Origin of the sequence: Poritiphilus flavus (assembly GCF_009901585.1) — a bacterium.
Lineage (GTDB): Bacteria > Bacteroidota > Bacteroidia > Flavobacteriales > Flavobacteriaceae > Poritiphilus > Poritiphilus flavus.
Map to the genome: position 1 here is coordinate 17,403 of NZ_WXYO01000003.1, position 12,535 is coordinate 29,937.

Annotated in this window: 10 protein-coding genes; 9 read left to right on the plus strand and 1 reads right to left on the minus strand. The window is 45.0% G+C overall.

Going from position 1 to position 12,535, the window contains the following annotated elements:
* Positions 1–107 precede the first annotated feature (107 nt).
* The gene (locus GTQ38_RS07045; RefSeq protein WP_238857843.1) at positions 108–1,442 is read left to right on the plus strand and encodes an aspartyl protease family protein; all 1,335 of its coding nucleotides are present in this window, start codon (positions 108–110) and stop codon (positions 1,440–1,442) included.
* A gap of 50 nt (positions 1,443–1,492) precedes the next feature.
* Here GTQ38_RS07045 and GTQ38_RS07050 read toward each other — a convergent pair whose 3' ends face one another.
* On the minus strand, positions 1,493–1,882 hold the full coding sequence (locus tag GTQ38_RS07050) for a DUF1573 domain-containing protein (RefSeq protein WP_394350962.1): 390 nt from the start codon (positions 1,880–1,882) through the stop codon (positions 1,493–1,495).
* A 197-nt stretch (positions 1,883–2,079) separates the two neighbouring features.
* On the opposite strand from GTQ38_RS07050, the gene GTQ38_RS07055 reads away from it, so the two are divergent.
* From GTQ38_RS07055 to GTQ38_RS07090, 8 genes are all read left to right on the plus strand, one after another.
* On the plus strand, positions 2,080–4,722 hold the full coding sequence (locus GTQ38_RS07055) for a valine--tRNA ligase (protein WP_161434802.1): 2,643 nt from the start codon (positions 2,080–2,082) through the stop codon (positions 4,720–4,722).
* Between the two features lie 185 nt (positions 4,723–4,907).
* Positions 4,908–5,546: a Crp/Fnr family transcriptional regulator gene (locus tag GTQ38_RS07060; protein WP_161434803.1), complete on the plus strand. Its 639-nt coding sequence runs from the start codon at positions 4,908–4,910 to the stop codon at positions 5,544–5,546.
* A 122-nt stretch (positions 5,547–5,668) separates the two neighbouring features.
* Complete coding sequence (locus GTQ38_RS07065) at positions 5,669–7,591, plus strand: spondin domain-containing protein (protein WP_161434804.1); 1,923 nt, start codon at positions 5,669–5,671, stop codon at positions 7,589–7,591.
* 472 nt (positions 7,592–8,063) lie between these two features.
* Positions 8,064–8,633: a TetR/AcrR family transcriptional regulator gene (locus tag GTQ38_RS07070; protein ID WP_161434805.1), complete on the plus strand. Its 570-nt coding sequence runs from the start codon at positions 8,064–8,066 to the stop codon at positions 8,631–8,633.
* A 118-nt stretch (positions 8,634–8,751) separates the two neighbouring features.
* Complete coding sequence (locus GTQ38_RS07075) at positions 8,752–9,606, plus strand: hypothetical protein (RefSeq protein WP_161434806.1); 855 nt, start codon at positions 8,752–8,754, stop codon at positions 9,604–9,606.
* 251 nt (positions 9,607–9,857) lie between these two features.
* A complete protein-coding gene (locus tag GTQ38_RS07080; RefSeq protein WP_161434807.1) occupies positions 9,858–10,448 on the plus strand; it encodes a hypothetical protein in 591 nt (196 codons plus the stop codon).
* 39 nt (positions 10,449–10,487) lie between these two features.
* A complete protein-coding gene (locus tag GTQ38_RS07085; protein ID WP_161434808.1) occupies positions 10,488–11,759 on the plus strand; it encodes a sterol desaturase family protein in 1,272 nt (423 codons plus the stop codon).
* Between the two features lie 6 nt (positions 11,760–11,765).
* Positions 11,766–12,533: a creatininase family protein gene (locus GTQ38_RS07090; protein WP_238857844.1), complete on the plus strand. Its 768-nt coding sequence runs from the start codon at positions 11,766–11,768 to the stop codon at positions 12,531–12,533.
* Positions 12,534–12,535 lie beyond the last annotated feature (2 nt).

A 12,535-nucleotide genomic window follows, 5' to 3' on the forward strand; every position in this document is an offset into this window, starting at 1 on the left:
CAATATGCAGGGCAAATTATTCCTTTCATCTAATGGAATGTTAAATTCATGTTACTTAACACCGGTTTTTCGTATCTTAGGGATAGAACCACCTAATTGATTACTCTTTGAAAACATTTTTTAAATACCTGTTAGTGTTGTGTTTAGCCCTCCCTACCGTGGGCTTGGCGCAACATTTTGCGCTTCCGAAAGGGCAGAAGGTCCAAAAAGTGAGATTTGAGTTGATCAACAACCTGATGATCATTCCCATGGAGGTAAATGGGGCGAAACTGAGCTTTATTCTGGACTCCGGAGTAAACAAACCTCTTTTGTTCAGCCTCTCCGATCAGGATTCTATTCAGTTAAACAACGTATCAGAAATCACCATAAAGGGACTGGGAGAAGGTGAACCTTTGAAAGCTCTGAGGTCCAGAGGAAATGTATTCGAGCTAAAGAATATCAGGAATTTTAATCAGCAACTCTACGTGGTGCTGGATAAGAGTATGAATTTCTCACCTACCCTGGGAATTCCTATTCACGGTATTATTGGATACGACCTGTTTCGGGATTTTGTGGTGGATATCAATTACAACACCAAGGTGATCAAATTTTACGACCCACAGTACTACAAACCCAAGCCATCAAAGAAATCACAGACCCTGCCGATCTCTATCGTCAAGAACAAATCCTATCTACAGGGGAAAGTGGCTTTAAACGGGAAAAAAGATATTCCGGTAAAGCTGCTGGTGGATACGGGCAGCAGTGATGCTGTCTGGCTATTTAAAGACTCCATCAGAGGTATTGGGATCCCTGAAAAGTATTACGATGATTTTCTGGGTAAGGGTTTAAATGGCGATATTTTTGGAAAACGCACCAAATTGAACAATATCACTATCGGCGACTTTGTGCTGAACGATGCCAAGGCAGCTTTTCCCAATATGGCCTCATTTAGTGCGGTAAAGGACCTTGGCGACCGAAACGGCAGTGTGGGTGGGGAAGTCCTTAAAAGATTTAATATCGTCTTCAACTATCCCAAGAACGAAATCACGCTGAGAAAGAACGGCGGCTTTAACAAACCCTTTCACTACAATATGAGCGGTATTGAGCTGCAGCATAACGGCCTGAGGTATATCGCTGAGCGGATCGCGGATTCGCGCGGTGTGGTGAAAAACGACGAGGAAGCCTTCGGAAATGTACAAATCCTTTTGGAGAACCGAACCCGCCTGAGCCTTGTTCCGGAGATCGTAGTTTCGGGTATTCGTGCCGGAAGTCCGGCCGCGGAGGCAGGCCTTAAGGAGGGCGATGTGGTCCTGGCCGTGAACGGTAAGAGGATACACGAATACAAATTGCAGGAGATCATGAAGATGATCAACGAACGGGAAGGAAAGAAGATCCGCCTGCTTATTGAACGCTACAACAAAGACCTGCTCTTTTCCTTTGTTCTAAAGGAAGTCTTCAAATAAAAAACCCCGATCTTTCGACCAGGGTTTTGATTACAGCTATAATACACTGTTTATTTTCCGTCAACAGCCTTTACCTCTCCTTTGATCTTTAGGACTTTGGTAGGTGTATCTGCGTTAGATATTACGGTTATAGCCTTGCGAATAGGTCCAACTCTCTTCGTATCGTACTTCACCTGGATCTCTCCCGTATTTCCTGGTAAAATAGGATCTTCGGGTTTTTTAGGGATAGTACATCCGCAACTGGAACTTACCTTACTAATGATCAAAGGTGCATTTCCTGTATTGGTGAACTGAAAAGATCGAACGCCATCACTTCCCTTGGCGATCTCACCGTAATCTATGGTTTCCGTTTTAAATTCAATTTTAGCAGTTTGATCCTGTGCTTTAACACTTAGCGCAAGTAGGCCAACAAATGCTAATAATACTACTTTTTTCATCATATTTGGTTTTGGGTGAATCTCAAATGTAGAAGTTTTAGCTTCAACATCCAAAATTCTTTTGTTATCTACTAACGTTACTTATTTTTGTTTCGTATTTCACTCAGACAATTTCATACTGATTATCGCAAGTTTAACATTTTGGGGCGATAGTCAGTTTTTCATGTCCGCAGAGCTTAAACAAAAACTGTACCGAAATCATGGATATTCCGTCAAAATATGACCCCAAACAGGTTGAAAATCGCTGGTATGACTACTGGTTGAAGCACGGCTATTTTCAATCCGTTCCGGATGAACGAGAGCCATATACCATCGTAATTCCGCCTCCAAACGTTACCGGAGTTCTGCATATGGGACATATGCTAAACAACACTATTCAGGATGTGCTCATCCGCCGCGCCCGCCTCATGGGCAGGAATGCCTGCTGGGTACCTGGTATGGACCATGCCTCTATCGCTACAGAAGCCAAGGTGGTAGCTAAACTCAAGGAAGAGGGGATATCCAAGCAAGATATCTCAAGGGAGGAGTTTTTGGAACACGCCTGGGACTGGACCCATAAATACGGAGGGGTGATTCTGGAACAACTCAAAAAACTGGGCTGCTCCTGCGATTGGGACCGCACTAAGTTCACTATGGATGACGATATGTCAGCATCTGTCATAAAAGTATTCGTGGACCTCTACAACAAGGGGCATATTTACAAGGGGTATAGAATGGTAAACTGGGACCCCGAGGCCCAAACCACACTTTCTGACGAAGAGGTGATCTACGAAGAAAAACAGGGCTTGTTGTACTATTTATCATACCCTATTGAGGGCACAGATGAAAAAGTAACCATTGCTACCACCCGTCCTGAGACGATCCTGGGAGATACCGCCGTTTGTATTAACCCGAATGATGAAAGATACACGCATTTAAAGGGGAAGAAGGCGATTGTTCCAATATGTGACAGGGTAATTCCTATCATTGAGGATGAGTATGTAACCATGGATTTCGGGACCGGCTGCCTTAAAGTAACACCTGCTCACGACGAGAATGACAAGGAATTGGGCGATAAACACCAATTGGAAGTCATCGATATCTTCAATGCCAATGCCAGCCTGAACGCTTATGGACTGCATTACGAGGGTAAAGACAGGTTTGTGGCGCGTAAAGAGATCGTAAAAGAGCTGGAAGAAAAGGGCTATCTCACCAAAACAGAACCTTATGTAAACAAAGTGGGGACTTCAGAGAGAACCAAGGCCGTAATAGAACCCAGGCTTTCGGAACAATGGTTCCTTAAAATGAAGGAATTATCTAAACCTGCCCTGGATTCGGTGTTTAAAACGGGAGAGGTAAAGCTTTTTCCCAAAAAGTTTGAAAATATATACCGTCACTGGATGGAGAATATCCGGGATTGGAACATATCCCGGCAATTGTGGTGGGGCCAGAGAATACCAGCCTATTATTACGGTCCCGGCCCACAGGACTTTGTAGTGGCAGAAAGGGCTGAGGAAGCCCTGGAAAAGGCTCAAATGGCCGTTTCCGATGCAGGAATGGAGAAATCCCTAAAAGCTGAAGATCTAAGGCAGGAAGAGGATGTACTGGATACCTGGTTTTCTTCCTGGTTATGGCCTATAAGTGTTTTTGGGGGTATACTTGATCCGGATAACGAAGAAGTAAACTATTACTACCCGACCAGTGACCTGGTCACCGCTCCGGATATACTTTTCTTTTGGGTAGCCCGAATGATCATCGCAGGCTATCAGTTCCGGGGAGAACGCCCTTATGAAAACGTCTATCTAACAGGCCTTGTAAGGGATAAAGAAAGACGAAAAATGTCTAAATCCCTTGGGAATTCCCCAGATGCTCTTGAACTGATCGGCAATTATGGTGCGGATGGGGTAAGAGTTGGACTTTTATTGAGTTCTGCTGCCGGAAACGATCTGCTGTTTGATGAAGCGCTTTGTCAGCAGGGCAAGAATTTTGCCAATAAGATATGGAACGCTTTCCGTTTGGTAAAAGGTTGGGACATAAAAGAACTGCCACAGCCAGAAGCTGCAAAGCAGGGAATAGACTGGTACTCCGCAAAATTCAACAAAACCCTGGCGGAAATTGAAGATCACTTTGAGAAGTACCGTATTTCAGATGCCTTAATGGCTATTTACAAATTGGTATGGGACGATTTCTGTTCCTGGCTACTGGAAATTGTAAAACCAGCCTATCAGCAACCCATAGACCAGAGGACCTATGATTCAGTGATCGAGCTGTTCGAGCTGAATCTGAAGCTTTTGCACCCTTTCATGCCTTTCTTGTCTGAGGAGATCTGGCAGCATATTGCCAAAAGAAGCCCTGAGGAAGCTCTGATCGTTGCTCAATGGCCTGAAGTAGGAAAAACAGATTCACTGCTTACCTCTGGCTTTGAATTTGCCGCAGAGGTTATCTCCGGTATCCGAACCATTCGCAAAGAAAAGAACATTCCGATGAAAGAGGCTTTGGAACTTTCCGTTTTGAATGCCGAGAAGCTAGCATCAGATTGGAATGTTGTGATCCAAAAACTGACGAACATATCGGAGATCACGGAAGTAGATCAGGCCGTAGATGGGGCCCTCGCTTTTCGGGTAAAGAGCAATGAATACTTTGTGCCAATCTCAGGAGCCGTGGACCTGGAAGCAGAGATCAAAAAGATCAAGGACGAACTGGATTATACTCGTGGTTTCCTGCAATCCGTACAAAAGAAACTGTCTAACGAACGTTTCGTAAACAACGCTCCGGAAAAAGTGGTGGCTATAGAGAAAAAGAAGGCCGCGGATGCCGAGGCCAAGATAGAAACCCTGGAAAAAAGCTTGTCCAGCCTGGAGTAGTTTTTAGCATAAATTTTTGAGGTAGAAGGTAAATCTGAAGCTTGGGCCGTAAGGCTTTGGTCTCTGGAACGTCTATAGATTTAGACACCAATACCAATTTGATCTTCACATTTTACAAGTCATCATAAAACAAACAGATGAGGCTCTTAAGCCTGCACCTTTAGGAATTACTCATTCATGAATTTATGGAACCAAAAGAATTCAGGTATTTGAAACAATGTTTCCCTTCGCTGGAACAGATGCTTTACAATGAAATTCTGGAACACGGTAACTACCTTAGTTTTGATAGCGGAGCCTATGTGGTCAAACAAGGCGCTTATATCGATTTTTTGCCGATCATCCTCAAGGGCGTCATTAAATTATATGCCGAAGAAGACGGGGTAGAGTTCCTGTTGTATTACGTTCAATCCGGGGACAGCTGTATTCTTAGTTTTAACCATCTTTTTGATCGCAAACCATTGCAATTCTCAGCGGTCACTGAAGAAGATACCTGTGTGCTTTGCCTACCCCTGGCAAAGGTTAAGGAATGGTTCATAAAGTACCCTTCTTTCAGCCGTATCATTATCAAGGATTTTCAGCGCAATTTCGAGGACCTTTTGCAAACCGCTAAAGAATTTGTCTGTCTGGGGATTGAAGATCGTTTGATCAAGTACTTACTTCACAAATCCAGGCTTCGCAATTCTGCGGATATCCATCTGTCACACCAAACCATCGCTACGGATCTCGGGACCTCCAGGGAGGTCATTTCCCGTATCACAAAAAAACTGGAAAAAGACGGATTCCTGCTTCAACACCGGCGTCATATTGAGCTGGTTGAACTTTAAAGTTCACGAAAAAGTAACAGCATTTAGTACAGGCTTAACAGTTTTTGGTGACGTTTATCACCGTTTTCAGATTTAGGTTGATAGTAGTTTTGACAAAAAATTATTAATCTAAAAATTAAGTTATGAAAAAGAATCTGTTAAAAGCTTTGGCGCTGGTAGCCTTATTGGCCGCCTGCTCCGAAGATGACGCAATTGACCCGGTTGAGGCCGTGGATCCGCCGGATACTGAAGACCCTGTGGAAAACCCGATGGAAGACGTACTTTCCGTCGTGCTGAACGAAGTAGCCTATGGTAGCCGTGACCTTATAGAGATCTATAATAACGGAGATTTAGAAGCTGATCTGAGCTCCTACTGGCTTTGCCTTGGCCCGGGTACATATGAACAAATAGGAAATATTAGCCCGGAAAGCGGAGATATTAACCTCAGCCCGGGGGAATTCCTGGTATTGCCTTACTCCATGCCGGACGATGAGGGAGGTTTAGGACTTTATAGTTCTGATGCCTTTACCAGTGCAGATGCCCTTGTAGATTTTGTACAATGGGGTGCCGGAGGCAGCCCCAGGGAGAACGTGGCCGTTGAAGCAGGGATCTGGACAGCAAACGATTTTGTGCCCACCGTCTCCACAGCCGGGTCGAGTATTGAATACGACGGAGAAGGGGATGCCGCTTCCGATTGGACGGAGGAGTCTATTCCTTCGCTCGGGCAAGCTAACGACGTCGTGGCCCAATTGACGACTTTCAACATTACTATAAGCAACGTGATCAACTATCTTAATGTACATACCTTCACCACTCCTGTAGGGGCCACGGATCCGGGTCCACTTACCGCGGATGGAGCGCAATATCAATTTAGCTTTAAAGCGGTTCCAGGGACTAAATTCTCACCCCTTACAATGATGGGGAACAGCAACGATTGGTTCCTCGCGCCTACAGACCTGGCCGGAATAGACCTTTTTCCCGGTGGACAGGCCCTCAATGGAGTTGATATTGCCGATAAGCTTTCCCTGTATGATCTTGGAACTGAAGCGGACAACGACCCGGCCAGCTTCCCACCGGCAGGTGTAGATGTAGGACCTGCAGACCCGGATACCAGTGTTCGTTTAGTACCTGGCAGAGGCACCGGGGAGATCTATGTTACAGCCGTATTAGACTATGCCCCTTCAGCAGATGGCAATTCTGCGGGTACTTTTACCTTTACAATAACGGCGATCAATACACCGGACCCGGGAATGGACCCTAGTTCTACAAATGGATTTGTGGTAACTCCTGGTATCGCTGTTTTACATGCGCTTCCAGAGCCCTTTTTTACTTTGGGAGAGGAAGACAGAGGTGTTGGTTTGGAGCGCATTGCAGAAGATGGAATGCCGGGTATGCTATACGATTGGTTCACGGAAACCGGGTCTAACGGTTCTCCTTTAAGACTGGCATCTTCTCTAAGTGTCTTTTCGCCAGGATTGGTCTATGCATTTAATTCGGACGCTGATCCCTTCTTTACGCAGGGTGAAGCCGAGAAGCCCGATAGCGGCCTGGAGGAACTGGCAGAGGACGGAAATAATGCCGTAGCCGTGGAGTACCTTTCCGGACTGGGATTACCTGTTGCAGCCAGTAATGAAACCGCCCCGATAGGACCTGGCGGAAGTCTGACTTTTAGTATAGAAGTCCCTCAGGGTCAGGGATATAAGTTGGGCATAGCGACCATGTTGGTCCAGACTAACGACTGGTTCATTAGCTACAACAATGATGGTGTTGCCCTTTTTGATGAAAATGGTACGCCTTTCTCCGGTACTTCTGAAAGCGATGAATCCTATCTTTTTGATGCGGGTACGGAAGTGGATGAAGCTGTAGGATTTGGAATTTACCAGGCCCCCCGACAGAATGGTGGTGATTCTGGACCGGAAGATGACAATACTTTGGTTCGAAGGGTTAGCGAACTAGAGGACGTTCAATTTGGTAAAGGGGTCTATAATAATCCTCCGGGTGTGGTGTACCTTGAAGATCCAAGAGGAGGATATAATTTGGTAAAGATTGATATTAAGCCACAATAGAGCTTAAAACATTTGAGTGGGAGCCCCCTTAGGGGTTTAAAATGGGGAGGCCGTCTAAAAAACGTATGTGCATTGGTCACATCGAGCGCAGTCGAGATGTATTTGATATTCGAAACTTTATTGAGTTCTCGACTGCGCTCGAACAGACAACATGCCTTTTTAGACGGCCTCCCTTTTGTATCCTAAAGAACCAAGCACCCATGAGCAGGAATCGGATTATAGGCTCCACGAAATCCTTGAGTTTCGCGAAATGGAAATCACTCCTCAATTTAAAATCATTGAAAAATCCGTTCAAGCGGAAGTGAATTACAAAATTTCCCTGACAGGAACTTAAAACGCTTATTACAGTATCGGTACTTTTACAATTTACCTTTCAGGTACCAACTCAAACGTTTTCGTAGAAATTCGTCAATAACTTGTTAAAAATCAGGCTTTTATTGGTGAATAAATATTCATTTACTATATTCGCGCCGTGAAACCGAAAGACGGGAAAAAGGTTACCGCCATATATGATGCGACCGTAGCACTCATTGGTGAAGTAGGATTGGCGGGCCTCCGGATGTCGGCTATCGCAGAAAAGGCAAAGCTGGCCAGTGGAACCCTTTATATTTATTTTGAAAGTAAGGAGCATTTGCTGAATGCTCTTTACAGTAAGATCATGATGGAAGGCACGATACAGTTACTTCCGAACATCACACATTTGCCTGTCAAAAAGCAATTATATGTGATTTGGGAGAGTGTGATCCGCTTCAGATACGGTAGAAATGACGAGATGATCTTCCTGGATCAGTTCAGATATTCTCCGATGATCTCTGAAGAGAATAGTAAACTGACGGAAAAGTTCATCAGCCATGTGGAAAAAATGCTGGACTCCGGTAAAGAAGAAATGATCGTTAAAGAGTTGGATAACCACTTTTTGATCCCCTTGCTTTACGGATATGCCAATGATCTTTCCAGGTATTTGGTTGTCAGGAATGTAGCACTAACTGAAGAAGTGATTACCAGATCTTTTGGGATCTGTTGGGATGCCATAAAAGCGTGATTTTACGGTTTAAATGAACCAACGTTCATTTTAACGCGTATATGTGCTGGTAGGTTTGCAGCGGGCAACCTATCAGATTTAACTTACGAGCAGGCAATTTGCTTTAGGAGAAAAGAATATGACGAACAGAAAGCAGTCTCTTAGACCTACCAGTCTGGAGCATGCAGCAAAAGTGCAGCTATACCGGTGGTATCAGCTTTTTGAGAGGGATTATGACGTAGAGAACAGCCATCAACTGGAAATACTCGATAACGATGTAATCATAAAATCATTTCGGGGTGAAATCCGGGGTCGGAAAAACTTCCCGAAAGAACTGGTTCAATCCGCCAATGAGGTAAGGGCTCATCACGTACAAAATATTCAATTCCAGAGGGTTACAAACGGACCTGCGGCCTTGGATGCCGAAGTGACTTATCAGCGGTTGCAGCCAGATGGTGCGGAAAAGTCTTATTCCGTACGATACAAGACTGAGCTCTCCCAGGAAAAAGATCTGCTCCCTAAGTTTACGCTGCTCGACTTTAGTGCTAAAGATGCGGTACAGCAGCTTCCATTTCAGGATGCATACCCTTCCAACAGGACCAAAGCACTGGTACATTACTGGTTGCTTCTGATTGAAAGGGCAGAAGAAGACAAGAAAGTATTTCGGGATATCCTGGCAGAAAGCTTTATGATGGACCTGGGTAATGGTGACTTTATCACATCTGTAGAAGATTTACAGGCATGGATAAGCAGCACCTACACACAACTGAAAATGAGTTGTCATTACCCGGAAAATTTCTCCGTACAATCGATCCAAAAAAACAAGTATGAGGTTTATGTAGACCTGGTATGGCAGCGGCTTACCAGCAGGGACCTTCACTTGAAAACGGTTACCCGTTACCGCTGGATCGTTCAGGATGATCCGAATGATCGTTTTGCACGGATACAGTGGATTTCTGAGGTTAATAAGAAAAAAGATGAGGTCCTTATATAGGACCGATAATTCAACATAGACTATAATCCTATTTATGCATATCCTTTTACGGTTCGGGCGAATTTTATATACCGGCAAAGCAGGTCGGTAAACGCCAAATCTGTAGCACTATAGCTAGTTCCCCCGAAGTCTATGGACGGCAAATTGCCAGACCATAGCCGCCCGAACCAATAAAAGGGATCCATTTACTCCCCTTGGACATTTTTTGACGCTTTCTTATAGATGTGTATCTTTAAGGAAAACTGATAGTAATGAAAACAAGATCCATACTCTTTTTGATGCTTTTTCCCTTGGCGTTGACGGCGCAGGACGCCTCGAAACTAATCCCCAAGGAGATACAGATAAAGACGGCCACCCTGCCGCTTTCGGAGGAAGAAAAGGCTGGAGCTATGGTTTATGGTTATGATGCTTTTGGTGCCCTGGTGGTGTTGAGAGATGGGACTAATAATATGGTTTGTATAGCGGATAACCCTTCTAAGGAGGGGGTAAGCGTTTCCTGCTATTCCAAAAAGCTGGAACCCTTTATGGCGCGTGGCCGCGAACTGGCCGCCGAAGGGATAGCTATGGAAGAAAGACGGAAGATCAGGGGAGAAGAGATCAAATCAGGGAAACTGAAAATGCCAAAGGAACCCAGTATGATGTACGTCTTTTTTGGAAAGGATGAAAACTATGACAGGGCCACCGGCGAACTTAAAGATGGGAAGTTTCGCTATGTTATATACACACCTTTCGCAACCACTAGTTCCACGGGCTTGCCAGACAAACCACATTCCCCGGGTATGCCCTGGTTAATGGATCCGGGAACACACAGGGCACATATCATGATCGGGCCATTTAACTAAGGCATTTTCATTTATCTGGTATAGAAGTTAGAGCAGACCATGGAGAGCTACGCTAAAGCATTGTTATACGCCATACCTTTTTTTATTGTATTACTGGCCGTTGAGATCCTCTATGGATATTTTGTGAAAAACCAAAAGCACAAAGTACTGGATACCGTCAGTAGTATTAGCTCCGGATTGACCAACATTGTCAAAGATTCACTCGGACTGGGGGTGATCATTGTAACCTATCCCTATTTACTTGAGCATCTGGCAATAACAGAGATTAAGGCCAGCTGGTTGGTTTGGCTGGTAGCTTTTATAGTGATAGACTTCGCCGGATACTGGAATCACAGGTTAAGTCATCATATCAACTTTTTCTGGAATCAGCACGTAATACATCACAGCAGTGAGGAGTTTAATCTTGCCTGTGCCTTACGGCAGTCCATCAGTAATCTGATAGGCTATTTCCCATTATTGCTTATTCCGGCAGCCTTGCTTGGAGTCCCTCATCAGGTCATCGCTATTTTGGCGCCTATTCATTTATTCGCTCAATTCTGGTACCATACCCAGCACATCGGCAAGATGGGCTGGCTGGAGTATTTAATCGTTACACCTTCTCAGCACAGGGTTCACCATGCGATCAACCCGGAATACATAGACAAGAACCTGGGGCAGATACTTTGTGTCTGGGATAGATGGTTTGGTACTTTTCAGGAAGAATTGGAGGATGTGCCTCCGCAATACGGCGTATTAAAGCCCGCAGCCACCTGGAATCCTATACTAATTAACTTTCAACATATCTGGAGGCTAATCAAGGATGCCTGGAGAACCCATAGTATTGCTGACAAATTGCGTATTTGGTTTATGCCTACGGGCTGGAGGCCCCGGGACGTCCGGGAAAAATACCCCATGTCCAAGATTGAAAATGTGTATGATTTTAAAAGATATGAGACCCCTGCTTCAAAGGCATTCAAAGGCTACGCTATTTTTCAGATGCTTACCACCCTGGCCCTACTGCTTTTCATGTTCTATAATTACGGAGCCATAGGTTTTCAGGGACTACTTCTTTTTGGGGCTTTCGTGTTTTTGGGGATTTATGGCTATACCTCTCTGATGGACCGGGACAGATATGCGGTTTGGTTAGAACTTTTCCGGGCTTTGGCAGGCCTCGGCTTCATCGGTCTGACCGGAGACTGGTTTGGGATCAACGCCTATATTCCAGCCGGTAGCCTACTGGTAGCTACTTATTTCTTCGTCACCATATTCGGAGGTTTTTATTTTACTTACTTCGAGAAAGAGCCAAAAACATCACAAAGCGCAACCTATTGATCTAAAATGAGCATAAGACCTTATATTTTAGCAGAGACAAATTGGAAGGCCTTACAACAAGAGCGATTTGATCTGGCAGTACTGCCTTGGGCGGCTACAGAGGCACACAATTTTCACCTTCCTTACGCTACGGATATTATTGAAGGGGATGCCCTTGCGGCGGAATCAGCCAGGATCGCCTGGGAACAGGGGGCCAAGGTGGTAGTACTGCCGACTATTCCCTTTGGAGTGAATACCGGCCAGCCGGATATCTATCTCGATATCAATCTCAACCCAAGTACCCAACTGGCTATTTTGTCTGATATCGCTACGGTTCTGAACAGGCAGGGGATACGAAAATTACTGGTTTTCAACAGCCACGGCGGGAATAATTTCAAGCCCTTACTTAGAGAATTGGGCCTTAAGTTTCCGGAGATGTTCATCAGTCTCAGCAACTGGCCGAGTGTAGTGGATAAAAGCGCCTATTTCCAGGAAGGCGGAGACCATGCGGACGAAATGGAAACCAGCCTGGTGCTCTATCTGAAACCGGAGCTGGTCTTAGATCGTTCAGATTGGGGCACAGGACGTTCCAAGCAACACCGGATAAAGGCTTTTTCCGAAGGATGGGCATGGGCAGAAAGAAAATGGTCTGAGATCAGCGAAGATACCGGGGTAGGAAACCCTGAATTCGCCAGTCGTGAAAAAGGTGAGCGCTTCTTTAAGGCGGTAACGGAAAAAATGGGACTATTCTTATTGGAGCTTTGTAAGGCAGACCTGGACGACCTCTACGAGTAGGG

Excerpts from the sequence above, each read along its gene's own strand:
- GTQ38_RS07050 (WP_394350962.1), bottom strand. The coding sequence starts at position 1,882 with ATGATGAAAAAAGTAGTATTATTAGCATTTGTTGGCCTACTTGCGCTA.
- GTQ38_RS07055 (WP_161434802.1), top strand. The coding sequence starts at position 2,080 with ATGGATATTCCGTCAAAATATGACCCCAAACAGGTTGAAAATCGCTGG.
- GTQ38_RS07060 (WP_161434803.1), top strand. The coding sequence starts at position 4,908 with ATGGAACCAAAAGAATTCAGGTATTTGAAACAATGTTTCCCTTCGCTG.
- GTQ38_RS07065 (WP_161434804.1), top strand. The coding sequence starts at position 5,669 with ATGAAAAAGAATCTGTTAAAAGCTTTGGCGCTGGTAGCCTTATTGGCC.
- GTQ38_RS07075 (WP_161434806.1), top strand. The coding sequence starts at position 8,752 with ATGACGAACAGAAAGCAGTCTCTTAGACCTACCAGTCTGGAGCATGCA.
- GTQ38_RS07080 (WP_161434807.1), top strand. The coding sequence starts at position 9,858 with ATGAAAACAAGATCCATACTCTTTTTGATGCTTTTTCCCTTGGCGTTG.
- GTQ38_RS07085 (WP_161434808.1), top strand. The coding sequence starts at position 10,488 with ATGGAGAGCTACGCTAAAGCATTGTTATACGCCATACCTTTTTTTATT.
- GTQ38_RS07090 (WP_238857844.1), top strand. The coding sequence starts at position 11,766 with ATGAGCATAAGACCTTATATTTTAGCAGAGACAAATTGGAAGGCCTTA.